The 21,901-nt window shown below is 36.8% G+C and carries 18 protein-coding genes, 1 pseudogene and 2 riboswitches; of the genes and pseudogenes, 6 read left to right on the forward strand and 13 right to left on the reverse strand.

Going from position 1 to position 21,901, the window contains the following annotated elements:
* Window positions 1-28 precede the first annotated feature (28 nt).
* Complete coding sequence (gene panF, locus CKK03_RS20030; RefSeq protein WP_099364275.1) at window positions 29-1,498, reverse strand: sodium/pantothenate symporter; 1,470 nt, start codon at window positions 1,496-1,498, stop codon at window positions 29-31.
* Window positions 1,498-1,800: a DUF997 family protein gene (locus CKK03_RS20035; protein ID WP_099364276.1), complete on the reverse strand. Its 303-nt coding sequence runs from the start codon at window positions 1,798-1,800 to the stop codon at window positions 1,498-1,500. Before CKK03_RS20035 ends, panF begins: the two co-directional genes overlap by 1 nt.
* 364 nt (window positions 1,801-2,164) lie before the next feature.
* On the opposite strand from CKK03_RS20035, the gene CKK03_RS20040 reads away from it, so the two are divergent.
* A complete protein-coding gene (locus CKK03_RS20040) occupies window positions 2,165-2,641 on the forward strand; it encodes a small multi-drug export protein (protein WP_099364277.1) in 477 nt (158 codons plus the stop codon).
* A 91-nt stretch (window positions 2,642-2,732) separates the two neighbouring features.
* On the opposite strand, the gene CKK03_RS20045 is transcribed toward CKK03_RS20040, so the two are convergent.
* From CKK03_RS20045 to CKK03_RS20065, 5 genes are all read right to left on the reverse strand, one after another.
* A complete protein-coding gene (locus tag CKK03_RS20045; protein ID WP_099364278.1) occupies window positions 2,733-4,814 on the reverse strand; it encodes a HAMP domain-containing sensor histidine kinase in 2,082 nt (693 codons plus the stop codon).
* Window positions 4,789-5,475, reverse strand: coding sequence for a response regulator transcription factor (locus tag CKK03_RS20050; RefSeq protein ID WP_099364279.1), 687 nt, complete (start codon window positions 5,473-5,475; stop codon window positions 4,789-4,791). Before CKK03_RS20050 ends, CKK03_RS20045 begins: the two co-directional genes overlap by 26 nt.
* Before the next feature lie 253 nt (window positions 5,476-5,728).
* On the reverse strand, window positions 5,729-6,379 hold the full coding sequence (locus CKK03_RS20055; protein WP_099364280.1) for a carboxymuconolactone decarboxylase family protein: 651 nt from the start codon (window positions 6,377-6,379) through the stop codon (window positions 5,729-5,731).
* Window positions 6,380-6,525: 146 nt separating this feature from the next.
* Window positions 6,526-6,633, reverse strand: a riboswitch (SAM riboswitch).
* A gap of 199 nt (window positions 6,634-6,832) precedes the next feature.
* A complete protein-coding gene (locus CKK03_RS20060; protein ID WP_099364281.1) occupies window positions 6,833-8,449 on the reverse strand; it encodes a PAS domain S-box protein in 1,617 nt (538 codons plus the stop codon).
* A gap of 130 nt (window positions 8,450-8,579) precedes the next feature.
* Window positions 8,580-9,437 (reverse strand): AraC family transcriptional regulator, encoded by an 858-nt coding sequence (locus CKK03_RS20065; protein ID WP_180271327.1) that lies wholly within the window; start codon window positions 9,435-9,437, stop codon window positions 8,580-8,582.
* 422 nt (window positions 9,438-9,859) lie between these two features.
* On the opposite strand from CKK03_RS20065, the gene CKK03_RS20070 reads away from it, so the two are divergent.
* Complete coding sequence (locus CKK03_RS20070) at window positions 9,860-11,530, forward strand: pectate lyase family protein (RefSeq protein ID WP_099364283.1); 1,671 nt, start codon at window positions 9,860-9,862, stop codon at window positions 11,528-11,530.
* Between the two features lie 168 nt (window positions 11,531-11,698).
* On the forward strand, window positions 11,699-12,157 hold the full coding sequence (locus tag CKK03_RS20075; RefSeq protein WP_099364284.1) for a staygreen family protein: 459 nt from the start codon (window positions 11,699-11,701) through the stop codon (window positions 12,155-12,157).
* 81 nt (window positions 12,158-12,238) lie between these two features.
* Here the strand turns inward: CKK03_RS20075 and tenA are convergent, their stop codons facing one another.
* From tenA to CKK03_RS20100, 5 genes are all read right to left on the reverse strand, one after another.
* A complete protein-coding gene (gene tenA, locus CKK03_RS20080) occupies window positions 12,239-12,919 on the reverse strand; it encodes a thiaminase II (protein WP_099364305.1) in 681 nt (226 codons plus the stop codon).
* 104 nt (window positions 12,920-13,023) lie between these two features.
* Window positions 13,024-13,124: riboswitch (TPP riboswitch) on the reverse strand.
* 167 nt (window positions 13,125-13,291) lie between these two features.
* Window positions 13,292-13,936, reverse strand: coding sequence for a lysozyme inhibitor LprI family protein (locus CKK03_RS20085; protein ID WP_099364285.1), 645 nt, complete (start codon window positions 13,934-13,936; stop codon window positions 13,292-13,294).
* A 128-nt stretch (window positions 13,937-14,064) separates the two neighbouring features.
* On the reverse strand, window positions 14,065-14,523 hold the full coding sequence (locus CKK03_RS24050; RefSeq protein WP_245864224.1) for a glycine zipper domain-containing protein: 459 nt from the start codon (window positions 14,521-14,523) through the stop codon (window positions 14,065-14,067).
* 204 nt (window positions 14,524-14,727) lie between these two features.
* Window positions 14,728-15,225 (reverse strand): hypothetical protein, encoded by a 498-nt coding sequence (locus CKK03_RS20095; RefSeq protein ID WP_099364286.1) that lies wholly within the window; start codon window positions 15,223-15,225, stop codon window positions 14,728-14,730.
* A gap of 213 nt (window positions 15,226-15,438) precedes the next feature.
* Window positions 15,439-17,679 carry an ATP-binding cassette domain-containing protein gene (locus CKK03_RS20100; RefSeq protein WP_099364287.1) on the reverse strand — a complete coding sequence of 747 codons (2,241 nt, stop codon included), beginning with the start codon at window positions 17,677-17,679 and terminating at the stop codon, window positions 15,439-15,441.
* Window positions 17,680-17,914: 235 nt separating this feature from the next.
* Between CKK03_RS20100 and CKK03_RS20105 the strand changes: the two genes are divergently transcribed.
* From CKK03_RS20105 to CKK03_RS20115, 3 genes and pseudogenes are all read left to right on the forward strand, one after another.
* Complete coding sequence (locus CKK03_RS20105) at window positions 17,915-18,976, forward strand: DUF6081 family protein (protein ID WP_099364288.1); 1,062 nt, start codon at window positions 17,915-17,917, stop codon at window positions 18,974-18,976.
* A gap of 60 nt (window positions 18,977-19,036) precedes the next feature.
* Window positions 19,037-19,192: pseudogene (locus tag CKK03_RS20110) on the forward strand (aldo/keto reductase); the annotation flags it as partial.
* 296 nt (window positions 19,193-19,488) lie between these two features.
* Complete coding sequence (locus CKK03_RS20115) at window positions 19,489-20,631, forward strand: NADH-dependent flavin oxidoreductase (protein ID WP_099364289.1); 1,143 nt, start codon at window positions 19,489-19,491, stop codon at window positions 20,629-20,631.
* A 127-nt stretch (window positions 20,632-20,758) separates the two neighbouring features.
* Here the strand turns inward: CKK03_RS20115 and CKK03_RS20120 are convergent, their stop codons facing one another.
* A complete protein-coding gene (locus CKK03_RS20120) occupies window positions 20,759-21,442 on the reverse strand; it encodes a hypothetical protein (protein WP_142354045.1) in 684 nt (227 codons plus the stop codon).
* Between the last annotated feature and the right edge of the window lie 459 nt (window positions 21,443-21,901).

Here is a 21,901-nt window from a genome sequence, read left to right on the forward strand (position 1 = left end):
CTTTCTATTAAGAAATATTATAAAGGGCTTACCCTGCAATCTTGTCTGTACCCCAAAACTTTCTAATGACTTGTGAAGTTGGTGCAGGTGATAAGTAACTCACCACTACCATAGCAAAGATAGATAAAGCTGTTGCTGTAACAATCGTTTGCATTCCAAATGGGTTAGGGAAGAATTGACCGATAACGATATAGCTAACTAAACCAGTGTACATAGAAACAATTGCTCCCCATTTACTTGCTCTCTTCCAATATAGCCCGAATACGATTGGTGCAAAAAATGTTGCTTCTAGACCACCGATTGCATATATAACGATAAACTGTAGATAGTCAGGAGGTGTTAGAGCGAATAGAACAACCCCCACCCCAATTAGAAGTGTCGTCATATAGGAAAGCTTCGCAATCTTAGTATCACTAGCTTTTGGATTTATGTAGTTCAAGTAGATATCTTTAACCACGGATGCACTTGTAACTAGTAACATCGAATCAACCGTAGACATAATTGCCGCTAGTGGAGCTGCAAGAACTAAACCTGCAAGCCAGCCAGGCATAAGATCTAATATCATGGTCGGCAAAGCTAAATCCGCCACGGCAAGATCTGGATATAAAACTTTTACAAATGGTCCAAGTGTAGCAAATCCGATGGAGAATAAGAACATGATGATACCACTATAGATAAGTGATTTATGCATAGCATCGGTATTTTTGAACGTCATTCCTCGAACAGAAGCATGTGGTAAACCGATTGCTGCAATTCCGAAAAGAATAAAATAGGAGAATAAATTTAACGGCGTTGCATTCGCTGGTCCAGGTAACTCTACCATTTCTGGGTGTTTCGCAACTAACTCTCCAATTAAAACAGAAAAACCATCTGTTTTAACCATAAAGACAATCCAAAGTATAACTCCACCTAGAATCATAATTATACCTTGTATAGCATCGGTTAACGCCACAGCTCTGAAGCCACCGTAGGCTGTATAAGCAACAACGGCTACTCCAAAGAAGATAAGCCCTGCCTCATATGGAAGTCCCGTAATGGCTTCTAGTATTCTAGCTCCACCAACAAATTGAGCAACCATGTAAGCGCTAATAAAGATGATGATACCTATGGAACTTCCAAGTACAACTGCCGTACTTTGATATCTTTCCTTAAAAAAGTCTGTTAACGTAACAGCACCAATTTTTCTCGCTACAATAGCGAATTTTTTCCCTAAGATACCAAGAATATAAATTCCCATACCTACTTGAGTTAACAGAATTAATACCCAGCTAAACCCTTGATTATAAGCTACCCCCGGTGACCCAATAAACGTTCCGGCACTGGCCGCAGATGCTAAGATGGTAAATGTTAATACGATTGGTCCAAGTGAACGTCCGCCAATGAAGTATTCTTCTTGGAAACTTGTCTTTCGGTTTTTGATGTGCTTATGGAGTGCGCCACCAATAAGAAAGGTTATAACTAAATAAATAATAATCGGAATCAATACATCCCATTGCATTAGTAATCTACCTCCCCATCTTCTTCTTCAGCTTCAATAGACATGTCCTTAAAAAAGAACTTCACCATGAATAGAGGTAGGATACAAATGATGAGGCTACCAACAATTCCACCCCAAAAGAACCAAGCAGGAAATCCTAAAATAAAGGTAATGTTGGATGATGGTTTATTTAACCCCAAAGCAATAGCAGGAATCCCCACTACAATGAGGTTAATAACAAATAGCCCTAATACCAACCACATCTCTTTCGTGCACTGTTTAAATCTTCTGTCCTCAACAATAATTGATTCTTTACTATCCATAAGCATCCTCCTTTTTAATAAAGTCCACACTTCATATCTTTTTAATATACGAAGTATAAACTTCATTTTTACCATTATAATTTCAGTCAAGTCTAAAATCAATAAATATTTAGAATATTTTTATTAATTTAGTTATTTTTTCTTAGATATATGGGGTTATTTTACTATTGGGGAACTCATGAGTGACAGGATAGCAAACTGTACTGGACCACTTTAGCACCAGCCACCTTTAGGTATATTTTCTAATGTGACAAAAATGTAAGATAAAAGGGTTTTATGTAAGAGGAATCGATGGTCACCCACCAACTTATTTTTTTATAATAAAAATATTAGTCTGAATACGTAAATTAGGTGGGTGATACTGTTGATTGAATGGGCACAGGACGCACATATATTTATCCAATATATCGTTCTATTTTTATTTGCTGCAGCTCCGTGGATGGATGTTTCTATAATAGTACCGCTTGGAATCCTTTGGGGATTAGCGCCCATAGGTGTTAGTATTGTAGCATTCAGTGGTAATTTTTTTCTAATTCTTTTACTTGGTGTCTTTTTTAAGCAAATTGATAAATGGAGGCATAATAGAAAACAAAAGAATGGCCAAAAGAATCCAACAAAAAAAGAGAAACGTTCTCGGGAAATTTGGGAGAAGTATGGAATCCCAGGGCTAGCCTTATTAGCACCCATTTTTATTGGTACTGACATTGCAGCTATAATTGCACTCACATTTGGGAGTTCTAAGGTTCGCGTGGTAGGATGGATGACTATTAGTTTAGCCATGTGGACCATTATTTTTGCTGTGGGATCAGTATATGGTTTTAGTTTGTTGAACTTCATTTAGTAAGACAATAATCTAAAATAAAAGTTTATCTCACAAAAAAGAATAGGACTCACATGAAATCCTACTCTTTTTTTAGTTACAAATTTGCCAATCACTCGTCTTCAGATAGATGTTTTGGTAAATAGATAATCGCCTTAAATAAATCTCCATCAACGTGAATATTAAATTTGCCTTTTTGAAGTTCAATCAGGTTTCTCGCAATTGAAAGTCCTAAGCCACTGCCCTGACTGTTTCTAGATTCATCGCCTCTTTTAAAACGCTCCATTAGTTCATCTGCTGAGATATTTAACTCATAGGCTGAGATGTTTTTAAAAGAGATTCGTATTTCGTTGTCTAAATCCTCTATATCTATATAGACCCTTGAATGTTCAAGTGCATATTTAAAGATATTCGATAAGACGTTCTCGATGGACCTCCATAATAATTTTCCATCGGCTGTAACATAGACTTTATTGTCCGGATGATTCAGCTTCATATCCAAGCCCATTGCTTCTATCTTATCATTCACTTCCCCTAGACCCTGGGAAATTAATGACACGATATCAATTTTATCTACTTGTACTGGAATATTTCCGCTAGAAGCTTTCGATGCTTCAAATAAATCATCTGTTAACAATTTGAGCCTCTGTGCTTTCTGATCAAGTACTTCAATATATTCACTTGCTTTTGTTTGATCCTTTTCATGTTTCAATAAATCAACATAAGTGATAATAGAAGTTAACGGATTTCTGATATCATGTGAGACATTGGTGATAAGCTCCGTTTTTAACCGCTCACTTTTCAACTCACTATCTACTGCTTTTTTCAATCCATCTGTAATGCTGTTGACATTCGAAGAAAGTTTTGCGAATTCGCCATTTCCTTCAACCTCTATTCGATGGTGAAGATTGCCATCCTTAACAATCTCGATTCCTTTTTGAATGTTCTGGAAGGACTTGACCTTTTTATAGGCGAACCAGGCGGCGAGCCCAATCGTAATTGGAAACATGAAAAATGTGATAGCGATCAATAGAGGGTAGCCAATTACAAGTAATACGGTCTTTACAGCAATGCTTCCGCTTTTATAGACATCTCCAATAAATTTCACTAGTTTATAGATTAATGTATAGATCAATGTGTGCTTAAGAAGCGTCTTATTTTTTACATGCTTCATAAGTAGCAGTATCAACAATAATTCTAAAGCCGCAATCGGAATTGTGATGATGGTGAACATATTCGTCATATTTTCAAACACATCATCCACTAACATTATCCATAGTGGAAAAAGAAGAATACACATAACAATATTTATATCATTATATAGTCTTTCAACAGGACGGAAGGATAACTCTTGATCACGAAATGACTTTCTACCAACTACAAGTACTAAATAAATAAATGAAAGAATGAATCCTGCTAAGTATCCTAATAATTGATATAAGCTTGTAGTAGCAACGGCTTTTCCTTCTTCCCACGCTTCCGCTTTTTCATTTAAAAATTGATTTGGAAACCCTACAAAAATAACGGTGTTTTCCATATCGATTTCATCGATTTGTTCTGTAATTCGATATAAATGTTCATTTTTCTCTGTTTCGTTTGGATAAAACTCTTGTTTGTATCCCTCAAAAATCATGTATGCTGGTGACGTTTCAAACTGTTCTTTTTTCGTTTTCGAACTATTTGCGAACACATTGGTACCATCACTTGCATAAAAGGTTGGCTCATAATCTTCAAGATTTTGCACGAGCATATGAAAATCTTTCAAATCATCTTTGATCATCTGATCTTTCGCTTTAGTGAGTTTATCAGCATATTCTTCTTTGAACTTATCAAAGTTTTTCTCTTCACCTAACTCAGGATTATAAGACCTTGAATGTTGAAACTCTGTGTAATATAAATCTTCTTCTACTTGCTTCCATTCATCTTGACCAATGGTTTTTCCACTTAAAATATATTTCTCACTTTTATACTCCCCTAAGAGACTAGTGAGGTCTCCTATCAACCTTTCACTTTCCTTTACATAGGCCATGCTCTCTATGTAATGCTCTTCGGTCACGCTACTAAAATTCCCATCATTCACAATCTCCACTTCCACAACCGCTCGAGCCATTCCTGTAAAGCACAAGATTGCAATGATAAAAACAATCATTTTCGTAATAATCGAGTGGCTATATTTTTTCCACTTTATATCCAACTCCCCACACCACCTTCAAATATTTTGGTTCTTTCGGATTAATTTCGATTTTCTCTCTAATTTTGCGAATATGAACGGTAACGGTATTTTCCGGGTTAAAGGAGGGTTCATTCCATACCTTCTCATATATCTCTTCGATTGAGAACACTCTTCCCGCGTTTTCTATCAGAAGCCTTACGATCTTATATTGAACCGGAGTAAGATGGACTTCCTCGCCATCAACAGTGACCGTTTTACTTTCATCATCGATAATCAATCCCCCAGTCTGAAATACATTAGCTCTCATATCAAGTCCACCGAAAGTTGTATATCTTCTTAACTGGGATTTAACCCTTGCTATCAATTCCAACGGATTAAAAGGCTTCGTCATATAATCATCTGCGCCAATATTTAAGCCTAATATTTTGTCATGATCCTCTGATTTTGCAGAAAGCATGATTAAAGGAATATTATTCTCTTTCCGAATTTCCATAGTCGCTCTCATTCCGTCCATCTTCGGCATCATAAGATCCATGATAATAAGATGGATTTCCTGATTCTTGATGACCTCAATTGCTTCTATTCCATTGGAAGCTTTACATACGGTATAGCCTTCATTCTCTAAGTAAATTCCGATCGCATCGACAATGGCTTGATCATCATCGCAAACCAATATATTCATAACGTTCACTCCTACTTGTGGTGTTCACCATTTCTATCAACTCCTTAGAATGTACTATAAGGAAAGGATATCAATCAAATCTTAACAAACACTGCATGCAATTCTTAAGATTTTCTTATGATTTAAGGTTACTGTTCCTATTCGATCTAGTTATGTGAAATTATGGCTCAAATAAAAAGAGAACACAGACCTTTGGATAGGTTTGTGTTCCCCTTCAATAAAATTTTTAAAATAAGCTACTTTATATGGTCAATTACTTCTCATCATACGCATTAAGCGCATTTACACTGTGTGCCAAAGCAGAACCTGCTTTTAACGCAACTGCAACGAAAATAGCTTCTGATATTTCTTCCAAATCAGCACCCGCTTTTTTGGCATTTTTTGTATGTAAGTTAATGCAATATGCGCAACCTGTTGTGTGTGCACATGCAACAGCAATTAACTCTTTCTCTTTTTCTGTTAAGTTTTTCGCCTTAAGAGATTTCGTGTCAAAATCAATAAACGCTTTAAAAGCCTCACCATTTAAATCAGCAAATTCTTTTAGTCTTGCAAAATAAGCCTCTTTATATAGATCTTCATCACCATTTCCATCATAGGCATTGAGTGCATTCACACCATGTGCTAGAGCGGAACCTGCCTTTAATGCTGTTGCAACAAAAATAGCCTCTGCCACTTCTTCTCTAGTAGAGTCATTCTTCTTTGCATTCCCAACATGTAAATCAATGCAGTACGGACAACCGGTAATATGAGCTACTGCCACTGCAATCAGTTCCTTTTGCTTCACGGAAAGTTTACCTGCAGCTAATGCTTGGCTATCAAACTTTATAAATGATTGAAATGCTTCAGGTGCATATTTTTTCAATTCTGGTAGTCTTCCGAAATATTCCTTTTTGTACAAACTCATCGTAAATCTCTCCCTTAGCTATTTTTACCAAATAAAATACGACATTTCCCATAAGTTTACTCACCTTACAAATAGGAAAGTTCTTCATTTCAGAATGATGAAATTCAAAAGCCCCTTCCGATGAGGAAGAGGCAATATGTATCCCACACTCATCTTTCAAGCAAATGCTTGCTGGAATTAGCACCTAGTTACATTCTTGTAACGGTTGCTGCGGGATCAACGGACCAGGTTCCTCCCCCGACTCTCGATAAGAGATGTCGTATTTTTTTTGTAATATTTTACAATATTAGCGTACATGAAGTCACAAGAGGTTGTCAACCGAAATATCAAATTATTTCGAAAATAAATCCGAAAGGGAATTTATAGAAGAAAGGCCAAAAAAAACGACATATACATGTCGTTTACGATAAAGTCTATGATGACAAACTTATAGTACAACAATAATTTTCCTTCTTATCTATCATAGATTTTATATAAGGTCTTCGTTTTCTTTGCATGATACATGGCCAAATCAGCATGACGCAGAAGTAACTCCATGTCTACCCCATGATCTGGATAGAAGACAACTCCAATACTTGTTGAAATTTCAGCAATCGAATTTGCAATATAAATTGGCTGCTTTATAACTTTCTCTATACTGTTTGCGGTCTCTCTGATTTCTTCTTCACTTTTCCGACCTGGAAGAACAATCGCAAATTCATCCCCACCTAAACGGTAGGTGAGACCAATAGACCCTAGGACCCCCGTTAAACGAGATGTTACTTTAATGAGAGCCATATCACCAGCTTGATGACCATTCGAATCGTTAACCGATTTGAGGCCATGCAAATCTAAATACATAATGGTAAACATTGAATCCTTTTCCATCTCTTCCGCTAAATCTAGCTGGAATTTAAGTCGGTTTGGTAAATCTGTTAATGTATCATGGTAAGCACGATACCTAATTAAGTCCTCTTCCTTCTTTTTTTCGGTCACATCCCAGAACACGACTTGGACAGCAGATTCCCCGTTTAATTGAATCGGGATTCCACTTACTTCAACATCAATCTCCACACCATCTAATCGAATGAATTTTTCATATAAGGTTGGCTCATATCTGCCATTGTCTTCGATATTCCTAATCCTTCTTGAAACGATTAGACGAAAATCCGGGTGAATAATATCATTAATTTGAATACCATCCATCAATTTTGCATTTGTGATCGCTAATAACTGCAACGCTGTAGGGTTGGCATATTTGATAACACCTTTTTGATGAACTAAAATCCCCAATGGAGAATACTCGACTAATTGTCGATACCGATCTTCACTCTCCGTTAATTCTTGTTCCATCTTTTTTCGTATCGTAATATCACGATAACTAACTAAAATCGCCCTTTTTTCCATATAAGAGATTGGAACTGCAGAAAAAACGGTATCAACAGTGCGGCCATTTTTACTACGTATTTTCAAATCAAAATTCAGAAGATCCTTATTTTGATTTATAATTTCTTGGCTACGGGTTTGAACCAAATCATGCATGGTAGGATCAATGAATTTTATAATAAATTCCCCGACCATATCTTCAGGAGACGTGTCAACTAGTTTGGCTGCCGACTCATTCGCGTATAAAATAATCTCTCCGTCAAATACCAAGATTGGGTCTGGTGAGTAGGTTAAGAGGTTTCGAAACCTTTCTTCACTTTCGAGTATACTAAGTGCTAATTTCTTTTTCTCAGTTATATCTAGAATCTGGGCAATTAAATAATGTGTTTTATCATCTTGTTGAAAAATGGAAACTGAAAGAAAAACCCATACCGTGTTTCCATCTTTATGAATATATCTCTTTTCCATTTCATAAGACACTTTTTTTCCCTCAATTAAATCCTGCACATGTCTGAGGTCTTCTTCTAGATCATCCGGGTGTGTGAACTCTTGAAAAGTAAGTGATAGCAGTTCTTCTTCCAAATAGCCCGTAATCTTTGATAATGCTGGATTTACCTTGATATACTGCCCTTCTAATGAAACTAAAGCCATACCTATAGGTGAATAATGAAAAGCTTGTTCAAATTGATTAATAAAATGTAACATTAAACTACCTCTACTATGTATTTTCTCTCTTAACGTATAATACCATCAAATTTATATTATCGTTAGTTTTAATTTTTATTATGCTACATTTTGCAACTTTTATAGTCAGTACTTCAACCAACTGAAGAAATTATAGATGATTGTTCTGATTTAGTATCCTAAATTGATTCGGGGACAGACTTGTATTCCTCTTAAATACCCGCCAAAAATGGACATGATTAGAATAGCCCACTTTTCCTGCAATTTGATTCACTTTCATGGTTGTATGTATTAAATACCTTTTTGCTTCATTTATTCGGATCGCATTTAAGTATTCAATAAAACTGCATCCTGTGTATTTTTTAAAGAGCCTACTTATATACTGCTCATTCACATGAAACTGGTAAGATAGTACACCAAGGGAAATGTCATTTGTATAATTGTTATTAATAAATGAAATAATCTTTTCAATTTCATTTTTACCAGTCTTATCTTGTGGGCCCGAAACTTTCGTTTTTATAGGACTTGCCCTCTCTAACAATCTATTACTTTCAATTAATAACTGTGATAACAAAGATTTAAGGTACAAGTCCCTTTCCTTTAAATTCTTCTGATATTCCTCGAATAGGTTCATTATAATGTTATTGATTAATTCTCTCTTTTTGGGGGGAATTGAAATAATGTTAGGTCCATTTTCAAAAAGCTGCTTTACAATCTGTTGCTCGCTTGAACTCAAAAAGCACTCCCTAAAATTTATCACCATTCGCTCATACACCTGATTGCTTTTTTTTACCGTTTTATGAATCACATTTTTATCAATAAAAACGAGATGCTGATTCTTTACTAGGTACTCTTCCCCATTAATGATGTAAATCCGTTCCCCTTTGGATAAATAATAAATTTCGTAATCTTGGTGCAGATGATGTGTTGCCATCGACGGATAGTAACCACTAAAACGATTGATATAAAAAGGCTGTTCACGAAGAGAAACACTTATTTTTTGTACCACTATTCCACTCCTCTCCAAATGAGCCAACAACATTCTCTATTCGTTTTCCCATTTTTCACCCGCTTAAACTTGTACTCCAGTTATGTTCTTTTTATTACATGTTCATCTGCCCATATCCTTCATTTTTTGAGGAATCACAACTTTACACCTAGGAAATAAAAGAGAAACTAGGAAAAAGGCACCCCTCTCCTCCGTACAGGCCTTAAACATCTACGAAAATGTAAACTTTAATGCCTTCTTCTCACAAAATATGTAATAAGAAGCTTGCTAAACTAATAGAGAAGTTTTTGATTTCATTCTAATGAAAAGGTTTACAAACTAATCTGATGATTACCGTTAGATGTACGCTTGGAGGTGAACTATAAAAATTTGTTAGCATTTGGTTTGCATCACAAAATAAAAAAATGCAAAGGTGGTATAGTATGAAATTTAGAAAAGCAATAGTTTGGGTCCTGGTTTTATCCTTATTTGCACCATTTTTCTTAACTGGAAACGGAACGGCTCATGCGGCAGAAATCGATTCAATCCCCAACACTACTAGGTCTATAAAAGAGTATGACAATAGTTTTCTATCTGTATCTGGTTATGCTTCATTAGGGGTGAATGACCGAAGTGAATACATTGATACCCCCTATTATCGACAGGTTAAAACAGAAAGAGAGTTCTTACAGGCCATTTTGGATGCACAAGCTGGAAGTGTGAAAGTCATTGAAATTGTCAAGGATTTAAATTTTGGCTGGAAACATTTAAATTTGAGTTCTGAAGAAACAAAGAAGTATCGTTTCATTACGAAATACCGGGATCCTATGAACGGATTTACCAATCCAAAAATAGCAGCTTCTGGTGTTTCACAACTTAATATTGATAATGTTGACGGACTCACGATTTTTTCAAAAAAAGGAAAAACGATTCGATCTGTCGAGTTTAAATTACAACGGTCAACGAACGATATCGTCATTCGTAATCTGAACTTTGATGGCATGTGGCAATGGGATGATACAGGAAAACACAAGGAAGTAGGCTGGACTTATATTAAAATTAATGGCGCCAATAATGTATGGATTGACCATTGTAAATTTCCGATTGCAGCGGATGGATTAATTGATACAGAGAACGGTGGCTCCAACATCACGATTTCCTGGTCTGAATTCGGATTACCTGCGGATGAAAATCCTTCAACAGATAGTGATATTTACCAAACGATTCAGTTTATGGAAGAGAAATATGCTTCAAATGAATTGAATTCCGATAGCGTGTATTACAACATGCGTAATGAAGGTGCCACTAAAGAACAAATCATGGCCTATGCTGCGTATCACAGTAAGGTACATTTATCGGGTTCAGGTGATAAAGACTATGTGAATTATGTGTCTAGTAGTGGTAATGAGATAAAGGACGGCAATCAAAGAATACGTTTAACACTCGCTTATAATACGTATACCAATGTTGGACAGAGAATCCCTATGATTCGCCAAGGTTCTGGTCATGCGTACAACTTGTATTTGGATAATTCCTCTCATCAAGCGATTTTAGAGAATGTTACCGCAATTGCTGAATTCGGTACAGATACACTTTCACGAGCATTAAATGCTAGAAATGGTGCCTCAATTGCAGCAGATACATCTGTATTCAATGATATTAACGAGCCAATCACAGGTGCGGAAATTCAGGGATTAGATACTAAAAATATGGATGCCCAATGGGCTGAGTTATTCCAAGCAGCTTATAATAGAAACTTAATTGTACACTCAAAAATTTCCAATCAATATGGAACGTATACAGGAAGCAGTTGGGACAATAATGGGGAAAATCTTTTTACAAAAGGATTTACATGGCATGATAAATCTACGATTGGAAATTGGGCATGGTCTTCTCATATTGTTGGAAGTGAAAATATGAGTAAAATGAACCCACCAACTGATCCATTTATCTTTGAGTATAACTATGACGAGAAACTCCCTTATACGTATAACGTGGTCCCATTAGACAGCGTTGTTACAACACTTACAAAATATGCAGGTGTGAACAAAGTAAATATGAGCCCTATCGCCTGGTTAAAAACTGATTATACCTCTAACAGTAAAGGGCAGTAATAGAAGACCGATTTAGCATTTGAAGACCTTCAAACATTGGAGGTCTTTTTGTTTTTAAAGAAGGAGAAATATTGTTCATGAATGCCTAATTTATGTATATACATACATTTTATAGTGATAAGGAGTTTCATTTTCTAACCTTTATTAAAAACGACAGGAGATGATTGTTTGAGCACATTCAATCCCGACAAACTATCGGTCGAATACAGAGATGGCGTTACTGCTGCGGCACCCATTATTCCAAGATATTACACACTAACACACTCTGATAAAACTGCCGAATTATTTTTAACAATAGGCTACCATTATGCCTGGGATAAAATCAATTCGATGAGAGATGAAGTATTAGGTGAATGGAGAACAGATGGAAGTCACTTCCATTACCAGGTTTATTTATATATTGATCAAGGAGAATATAACCAACAAGTAGCAGCGAAGCGAAATGAAATCTTCAGACGTGAATTGCCACTTGCCTTAACAGCTATTCGATACGGTGATCGATTTTTATTCAATGCTTACCCTACTCTTGACCACGCTCCCATCATAGTTACCTTCACTTCTGCCTATCCTCAGTTTGCTAGACATGAAAATTGGGGGACTTTCCAAGATTATTCCATTGGAAAATAGAAAACTACGATTAGTAGTGGAAATTTTATTACGAAAAAAGGTTCCGTGACTGAACTTGTGCACGGAACCTATCCACTTGTCCTATAGATTAATCGGCCACTCCTCAAGATTTTCGGCCATATCCCAGAACATATATTCAAACATACTCGTTTTGACGACGATTTCTTCAAGTACTGCTAAATCTCGCTCAGGTTTTCCGCTTGCGATTTCATTGATTAGCGTTTTACAATCTTCGGCCAACGCTGAAAATTCATCGGATGAATACATTTTCACCCATTCCCCATAGAATTCATGAGCAACTGCTCCTGGCCATTTGACGAGCTCTTTTCCAATAAAGTTATAGCTCCATGCACAGGCTAGGACTGCAGCGACAACATTTTCTACACCACCAAGTTGCGCTACATTCAACATGTAGCTTGTGTAAGATGTTGTAGTTGATGCAGGTCTAGTCGCCTCAAGCTCTTCTGGAGATATCTCAAACTTTGCGGCATATTGACGGTGTAGATCCATCTCCATCTCCAACGTGCCATGTAAAAGGTTTGCAAATATGGACATCGTTTCTAAATCCGGAGCCTTTGCACTCCCTAGCGCAAATAGTCGGCAATACTCAATCAGGTACACATAATCCTGCTTCATATAATGCTTAAACTTATCCTTTTCCAACCAACCCTCGCCAATCCCTTTCACGAAAGGATGCTCCAAATACGAATTCCAAATAGGCTCCACTCGATTCCATAAACGATCAGTAAAAAGACTACTCATATCCATTTTCCCCTTTCTCCTATCTGACTTCGGGGGAGATAAAAAAACCCATTACTAGTGACTAGAAATGGGTTCGGCAATATATATCGTTTAGTTTACACATAAACGTGCCAACTCCACTTCCCTACGCTAGTGTTACCTAGATCAGGTTCAAAGGGTCGATATCTCTATCTCTCAGCACAAACATGCTCCCCTAGTCGAATTGTTAGATTATTAAGTAACTAGATACTAGTTAAACATAGCGGCTATGAAAAGGCAAGTAAGACAGGTCCATTTATCCCGCTTGAGTCAAGGGACATGTTCTGAGCATTCCATATAAAAAAACGAGTTGGCATTCATCGCCAACTCGTTTTTATCTTAAATGTTAAACTATCAATTCATATACTTAGCAACCAATGCATAGCATCTTTCCCGTGTCATAGTTGCTTGGGTAGCTACATATTCTAAGGTTTCCGTCGAGCCACCTTTATATTTCAGTGATGATTCTTTTGCGGTTTCATCTCTGTGTATAATCCAATTCCGCTGTTCTTCTCGTAATTGATTCATCTGTTCAGAGTCAAGCTGTTCATTTAACATTCCATATATCTCGTTCAATTTCTCATCCCACTTTTTATACCGTGCCGCCTCTTGTTCTTCCAATTCTGCCATTGTTGCTGTATCTTCGGCGTTTCTATCTGTTTCTTCCATTTTATTTAATTCTTTGAGATATGCATTCTTCATACCTTTTGTTATTTCATTGTTGTTACTAGACTTTGATGTCTCATCATTTTCAGTCGTAGATGGTTCTTTTGATGTCTCTTCTTTGTTTTTAATCTGAGTATTTTCAGGACTTTCAGATTTATCTGTTTCACCTGACTCCTCATCGGTAGCTGGTTTTTCCTCTGTTTTTTGATTTGTGCTAGTTTCTGATGATTTATTTTCTGGTTTTGCATTTGCCTCATCCGTTGAGTTACTACAAGCAACCAACGAGAAAAATACTATGATTGTCATCACAATGCGTAATCGCTGTTTTTTCATGACACTGCCTCCTCTACTAAGCTAGTATATCATAAAATTTTCCAATAACTTTTAAGGAAGTTCAAATTTTTTATTAATTAACGCCGAAACAAACCAAAAAACACTCACATTTGTGAGTGTCCTAAAGGCTATATTGAGTTACCTTTTTTCTTAGCATCTGCATCCAAACCAGCACCAAGCGCAATTCCCATACTCATACCAAACGATATACCTAACGCAAAATTATCAATTATTGTTAATCCAAACACTACACCTATACTCATACCAATAGACATATATAATGATAGGTAAAATCCTTCTGGCACCAATTTATGCTCCTTCTGGAGATGTGAAACAATTCCTTTGATCATTTGTTTATGATGATTACTGTCCTTATCAATTTCATTAATTTTCGCAACCATTTTATTAAAATGATTCTTTAAATCCAGTAGATGTTGCTGGCATTCTACGCAACCTTCCGAAAAAGACCCCAGTTTATCAACCACTCGTTCACATTTATTTAAATCAAGCTTTTTTGAAAGTTCTTTACTTATGGTACTCCTTAGTTTCTCTATATTTGTTTTAATGTCATCTACATGATTTTCCACCATACCACCGCCTAATGGGATTTTAATTGGCCAAAGTTCATTTTTTCTTATACCTTATTTACGAATGAAACATGATTTAGTTTCATTTATTACATCCACTGAATACCTCGTCTGTACAAAATAAAAGAGAGGATTAACAACAATCCTCCCTGTTCACTCACTTTACTAATCCATATAAAATTGAACTTTACACACAAATTTAAATCAATCTACCATATTTGCGAATGGTCTCTTTCTATGTATCTTTTTAAAACCCTTAATCAATTGATTTTTTACATCATTAGGATCCTCGACAGGTAGTTCCTTCCAACAAACAATCAAATGATTGATATCCTCAATTTGCCAAATACTCCTTCCGCCGTAGTGGCTCGCATTTCTTCCACTACCGAATTTTAATAATTGCTTTATTCTTGAATTCAGAGTAGCAGAGCTTTTTTCGCCACCGGCTTTCCCGATATAGATTACTTTCGTATCCTTTACCCAACTTTCATTTAACTTTCCTACTGGGACATTAGGGTCTTTCCCTTTAAAATAACCACCTGTACCTTTTCTCAAAAACTCTGGTGAATGATCAGGGGTATAGAGCACCATATAAACCCCTTTATTATGTGGAACAATCGAATGATTTTGCATCAATTCAGTAACCGGAATATAACCTTCAAAGCCATAATCTTTAATTGATTTAAAATTATTATAATCCATTTGATCACCTCAATTTATGAGTATGAGTAGACTGCACATTTATTCAAACTAATTCTACAAATTTCCATTAAATACCCATAAATGATTTTACAAGAAGCATGTTCTAAACAAAGTCAGTTAGACAACGGTATGTCCCTTCGCCCTTAACTGAAAAAAAGCGCCTGAACTCCTAATAATGAAATATACATTAGGGTTTAGACACTTTTTCTTCCTTTAAATATACTTTGCTGTTATAGATTGTTCACAATTCATTAGTCCTGCTGGTGGGCCTTCAAATAAAATTTCTCCACCACCAGTACCTCCGTCTGGACCTAAATCAATAATCCAATCACTGTTTCGGATGACGTCTAGGTTATGTTCTATGACAATGACTGTATTACCCTTTTCAACTAATTTTTCAATAATCACTAGAATATTGGATACATCGGATAGATGCAATCCAGTTGTCGGTTCATCTAGAATATAGATATTCCCCTTCTTATTTATCTCTTTTGCGAGTTTTAGTCTTTGACTTTCCCCACCTGATAATGTGTTTAGTGGTTGACCTAAAGACAAATATCCAAGCCCAACTGTCGCCATGCTTGTCAGTTGTCTCTTAATATCTTTTGCTTCAAAAAACTCCACAGCTTCTGCGACAGACATATCCATAACCTCTACAATATTTTTTCCTTTGTACAGGTATTGGAGGACTTCCTGTTTGTAACGGTCTCCGTGACATTCGCTGCATTCCATTTCCATTTTATCCATGAAAGATAAGTTAAGCTCTACCGTACCAGTGCCCCCACATGTTTCACAGGCTCCTTTTGAATTATAGCTAAAAAGTCCACTTTCCACATTATTCGCTTCCGAAAAAGCTTTCCGAATCGAATTCATGATACCGGAGAAGGTTGCCGGATTGGATCGAATATTACCATGAACTTGGCTTTGGTCTATTCGAATGGAATCTGGAAAATCCTTTGCAAAAACCTCGTTTACAAGCGTACTTTTACCAGAACCTGCTACGCCCGTAACAACAGTAAAAACACCGATTGGGACGCGAATACTCACATTTTTCAAATTGTGGAGGCTACTTTTTCTACTTTCCAAGAATTCATTAACAGGTCTTGGGTTCTTTTTAATTTCCAGTTTCTTGTTTAGAAACTGAGCCGTTAATGTATCAGAAGACATTAGACCCTGGTAACTTCCACTATACATAATATTTCCTCCACCAGTACCCGCATTCGGACCAACATCGATGACATGGTCTGCAATTTGGATAACATCAGGGTCATGCTCTACCACTAATACCGTATTGCCCTTATCACGTAATCTAACAAGTAATTCATTTAATCGGTAGACATCGCGAGGATGAAGTCCAGTGCTTGGCTCATCAAATATGTACATTAATCCAGTTAAGTTACTAGATAAATATTTCACCATTTTAACCCGCTGCGACTCACCACCAGATAAAGTTGGCGTTTCCCTTGTTAAGGTCAAATAACTTAATCCAATGTCACAAAGATTTTTAACTCGTTCTAGTATCCCATCCACAATTGGTTTCGCACTTGTTTCATCAAAACGTTGAAGAACATTCATTAATTCATCAAGTTGCATCGATGTCAGGTCATAAATCGAATAGCCTTTGAATGTTGAAGCTAAGACCTTCTCATTGTACCGTGTCCCTTGGCAGTTAGGACATGTGCCCGTTGTGGTAAATTCTTTGAGCTTTTTTTCTGCAGCTTTCGATGTATCTTTATCTCTATTCACATTTTGTCTCATAAATTTAACGACCAGGCCTTCATACGTTGTGTTGATTTCGCCATTCATATAATTAACGACGATTTTTTCTTCACCGGCATAAACTAGCTTTTCATATTCTTCTTTTGTATAATCTTTTATTTTTTTATCATTGTCGAAGAAACCGGATTCAGCATATGCTTTCCATTGCCATGTGCCTGGACCAAACCCCGGAAGTAAAATGGCACCTTCATTTAAGGATTTCTCCATATCTAACGCAGCATCGAGGTTTAATGTAATTGTTCTACCAATCCCCTCACAATGTGGGCACATTCCAAGTGGATCATTAAAGGAATATGCATTACTCCAACCAATGCTTGGTTGTGCAAAACGTGAAAAAAGAAGTCTTAACAGAGGCTGAATGTCAGTAACCGTCCCAAGTGTTGATCTTGCATTACCACCAAGTCGTTTCTGATCCACTATAATCGCAGTGGAAAGATTATTAATTTCATCAGCCTCAGGTCGGCCGTATTTCGGCAGAAACTGACGGGCGAAACTACTAAACGTCTCATTTAGCTGACGACCTGCTTCCTGTGCAATCGTATCAAAAACAATCGATGACTTCCCAGAACCAGACACCCCTGTAAAAATCGTAATTTTCCCCTTCGGAATCTGAACATGAATATTTTTCAAATTGTTCTCCCGCCCATTAATAACTTCAATAAACTCCTGCTTCATCCAATCATCATCTCCCTTTATTACGTACAAATTAGCTTGTCCATCTTACCATAACTTGGGACAGAGGGACAGGTCCCTTGTCCCAACTGGGATATTCACTAAGTAAAAAGAATTTGTCGTTTTATTTACTAACAGTATTTTTATTTCCTTTAATATACTTTTATTGAATGTTTCTTTTAGAGAATGGGATGTTCGCTGTTGCAGTACTACTAATGAATTTTGAGGAGGTTTTAGGATGGGATTGAAAAAGGTTAAGATTGTTGTATTATCTCTTCTTTTAACATTCAGTGCAGTTTCAGTTGTTAGTGCTTCTTCATCTACGGTAGAACCGTTAGCACCCGGGACCACAATGATCAAATGGGACGATTTCTCTAAAGGTTTTGCCCCAGAAAATTGGTTTTATTTCTCGGCAGGTGATTATGTTGGGAATGATGGAATTGTAACTACCTCCAATAAGGGACTAAAAGTTGTTTCAAGTGGTATTAATCCTACTTCTGGCGAACCCGCATTTACAAACACCTTAGCTCAAGAACACAAAAACGGTGGTCTTCCTGGGGCAATCGATCATGTGAAATGGTTAGCCTATATGAACCATACATCCTCAACGGGATTTCCTGGCTTCGACGCTATTTCCGGGAAGGTACTTTCATTTGAAACTTGGATTTCCGGAAGAACATTCGGTACTCAATATCAACCTTTTGGAGATGCAATTGAAGCTCCTAATGATATTCGTTTAGCAAGCTTTGCATTTAATACTATGGATATGGAGTCATTTATGGTCTTTGATTTTTTCATTACAAATAATCAAATTTATGCCTTTTATGAGCGTCTTCCACTAGGTAGAGGCACATTGGGGAATTATGCAGCATTTTCTTATAAGATTCCAGTTATGAAACGTAATCCAGAAGATGTTCATCGTCTTAGAATTTCCTATGATAAAGACAAAGGAACGATCAGTTGGTATGTAGACAATAGTAAGGTCTTCCAAGTTGATAAAATCGGCCATCACATTGATCGGAAATATATGATATTAGACCATGGAGGGAAAGAAGAACTTGTAAAACCTAACCAATTGGTAGCTGGATTAGGATTGTTTACGTTAATGGACGCATTCGAGAACGGGAAAGGCTTAGTAAAGCTGTCAACCGAAGAGGATTTCTATTTTGATCCAATACAAGGAGAACCTGTTCCTTTAGAATTTGTAGACAGCAAAAGTCGAGAAAGTAGTCGAATTTTTGGTCAAGGCGCTAAGCTTGAGGTCAAACAAGTAAATGTGCTGTATACGCCTTCGAAATAGGACATCATAAAGAATTGCCTTTGGCAATAATGGGCAGAAAGACAGGTTTATCGTCACTAGGCCCATCTCGTGTTAGCTTGGTATCTAACAAATGACGAGATTGGTGCTGTCATCCCTGGTGCTAAACGTTCCGAGCAAGTGTTAGAAAACCTAAAAACATTAGAAGTCGTCTTAACACCAGAAGAAATACACACAATTGACCAGATTTTTAAGTAGTATTTTCTTTCAAATATGCCCCCTGTATATGGTAAAATAAAATTCCTTGGCAGGGGCATTTCAAAAAACGAGCTGGCATCTATATGTCCAGCTTGTTTTTTATATACGCATCTTAAAAAGTGGCACCAATTCCAGCCATTGATTACCTCTCCCTATCTCATATAAGCAGAATGCTTTAAATTGTTTCCTATAGAATGTATCATTATTTTGCACGCTAATAAAGTACCACTGATTAGCTAAGTATATAATGGTACTGCTTTTCACATAACAATCAACTGTTAAGGAGGTTACAAACAATGAATGCAGACAATCAATTTATGCTATCAACTTTCACTCTCCCTAATGGGGTTGAATTAAAAAACAGACTGGTCATGGCACCAATGACTAACTTCTCATCTAATCCAGATGGAACTGTTTCAGACGCAGAAGTGAGTTACTATGCACGCCGTTCTAGTGGAGTGAGCATGGTGATTACGGCTTGTACATATGTTACACCAAATGGAAAAGGATTCCATGGTGAATTTGCTGGTGACAAAGATGAGATGATTCCGAGCTTATCTCAATTAGCCAAAGCCATTAAAGAACAAGGTGCGAAAGCTATCTTACAAATCTTTCATGGCGGAAGAATGTGTCCTCCTGAATTAGTTCCAAATGGAGATATTGTAAGCGCAAGTGATGTTCCTGCCGTAAGAGGAGGAGCATCAACCGAGGAACCTGATGTAAAACCAAGACCATTAACTGAAAATGAAGTTGAAGAAATCATAAAAGCATTCGGAGAAACAACTCGTCGTGCCATTGAAGCTGGCTATGATGGGGTTGAAATACATGGAGCTAACGGCTATCTAATTCAACAGTTCTTCTCTCCTCATTCAAATCGTCGTGAGGACCAATATGGAGGCAATCTAGAAAAACGTATGACCTTCCCACTAGCGATTGTGGATGAAGTGCAAAAAGTTGTTAAAGAACATGCGACTCCTGAATTTATTGTTGGCTATCGTTTTTCACCAGAAGAACCTGAAACACCTGGAATTACAATGGGTGATACACTAAAACTAGTTGATAAATTAGCGAATAAAGGCTTAACTTATTTACATGTTTCATTGGGAGAATTCTTTTCAACAGCAAGAAGAGGTGTTGAAGACACATACAAAACTCGTATCGAATACTTGCTAGAAAGAATTAATAATCGTATTCCATTAATAGGAGTTGGATCCATTTATACAGCTGATGATGCTCGCAAAGCCTTTAAAACAGGTGTCCCTTTACTTGCATTAGGTAGAGAACTAATCATTGACCCTGACTGGGTACAAAAAGTAGCAGAAGATAAAGAAAACGAGATCGTCACAAAAATAGACAAAACCAAACAAAAAGAACTAGTCATTCCAGATCCACTATGGAATGCAATCACCAACACCCCTGGCTGGTTCCCAGGAGTCTAAGTGGGTCAGAGGGACATTGTCCCACCATTTTTTTGGAAAACGGGACACTGAACTGCCAGTGTCCCGTGTTTGTATTACTAACGAACTTTATCCCTCTCTAACTAAGCAATCCTCAAATAACTCTATATTAATCTTTTATCGCCGGGTATTCGATATAGGTATCAGCAACTTTTGGAAGGTTGGAGGAAGAAAAGTTTTCCCAATTTATTTTATCTGAGGTGGACTTCGATAAGATAATTGTTACAATCGGTCCAATCTTAGCATTTCCATAAGCATCTTGTAATGGAAACACCCATTCGAGTGTAACTTCAGAAACGTCATCCCTGTTTGTATAAATCTCTTCTAAGATATCGGTACTATCTCGTTGAATACTTTTGCGAATTGTATTTTTTGTAAAGTTATCGTCAGCAACAACCTGTGCCCACACGACATCTCCATTAACAGAGACCTTATACACTCGATTTTTTAGCTCTTTATCATCGTGATTCGAAGTTTCGCCTGCTTCCTTCTTAACTGCGTATTCAACAAAGCCACTTAAATCTTCAGGTGCTTTTTCTTCTTTAACTGGCTGTTCTTCTTTAGGTTGATCCCCTTTTTCTGCAACATCTTTTTTATTTTCCTCTACTTGTTCTTCTTTCTCCGCTGCCATATCATCCGTTTGATTTTGCTCCTCTTGTGGTGCAGGAGGAGCTTGATCTTCCTCATCCCCACCTAAAATGGCAGCACAAGAGCCAATAATGATAATAAGAATTAGTAACCCGAGACAGCCAAGACAACCTTTCTTTTTCTTATTACTTTTCTCTTCAGCCAATATGAACACCACCTTATAAATTTTGTTCCCTTATTTTTTGAAGAGGAACTGTTTTTATACAGTTATTCAATAAAGAAGCTGAGTATAAAGGTTTTCTGAAGTGGAAACATAACAACATCTAAAGGTGAACTTCAAATTTGGGGGTGAAAAATCATGTTAAGGGATTCAAAAGTGGATGCAAAGGGGCATATAAAAAACAAACAAGATTCTAAAAAGCAAACAAAAAATAAACCTGAAACGAAATAGGGCCAAAGGGACAGGTCCCATCTTAGGTGAATGAACGTATCACTCACCCTCAATATCTTGATTTAAAAGCTAATTTTTGTAGAAACAATTTTAATAAGATATGAAAAAGATCCAGTAAACTTCGACATAACCTTCATTTTTTAAAAATAAAAAAAGACCAACCAAAATGGTTGATCTTTTTTGTCTTGCCTAGCGACGTCCTACTCTCACAGG

The sequence above is a fragment of the Fredinandcohnia onubensis genome, from assembly GCF_002734215.1.
Lineage (GTDB): Bacteria > Bacillota > Bacilli > Bacillales > Bacillaceae_L > Ferdinandcohnia > Ferdinandcohnia onubensis.

Excerpts from the sequence above, each read along its gene's own strand:
- CKK03_RS20050 (WP_099364279.1), bottom strand. The coding sequence starts at position 5,475 with ATGAATATATTGGTTTGCGATGATGATCAAGCCATTGTCGATGCGATC.
- CKK03_RS20115 (WP_099364289.1), top strand. The coding sequence starts at position 19,489 with ATGAATGCAGACAATCAATTTATGCTATCAACTTTCACTCTCCCTAAT.
- CKK03_RS20060 (WP_099364281.1), bottom strand. The coding sequence starts at position 8,449 with ATGTTACATTTTATTAATCAATTTGAACAAGCTTTTCATTATTCACCT.
- CKK03_RS20035 (WP_099364276.1), bottom strand. The coding sequence starts at position 1,800 with ATGGATAGTAAAGAATCAATTATTGTTGAGGACAGAAGATTTAAACAG.
- CKK03_RS20070 (WP_099364283.1), top strand. The coding sequence starts at position 9,860 with ATGAAATTTAGAAAAGCAATAGTTTGGGTCCTGGTTTTATCCTTATTT.
- CKK03_RS20085 (WP_099364285.1), bottom strand. The coding sequence starts at position 13,936 with ATGAAAAAACAGCGATTACGCATTGTGATGACAATCATAGTATTTTTC.
- CKK03_RS20055 (WP_099364280.1), bottom strand. The coding sequence starts at position 6,379 with ATGAGTTTGTACAAAAAGGAATATTTCGGAAGACTACCAGAATTGAAA.
- CKK03_RS20095 (WP_099364286.1), bottom strand. The coding sequence starts at position 15,225 with ATGGATTATAATAATTTTAAATCAATTAAAGATTATGGCTTTGAAGGT.
- panF (WP_099364275.1), bottom strand. The coding sequence starts at position 1,498 with ATGCAATGGGATGTATTGATTCCGATTATTATTTATTTAGTTATAACC.
- tenA (WP_099364305.1), bottom strand. The coding sequence starts at position 12,919 with ATGAGTAGTCTTTTTACTGATCGTTTATGGAATCGAGTGGAGCCTATT.
- CKK03_RS20105 (WP_099364288.1), top strand. The coding sequence starts at position 17,915 with ATGGGATTGAAAAAGGTTAAGATTGTTGTATTATCTCTTCTTTTAACA.
- CKK03_RS20100 (WP_099364287.1), bottom strand. The coding sequence starts at position 17,679 with ATGAAGCAGGAGTTTATTGAAGTTATTAATGGGCGGGAGAACAATTTG.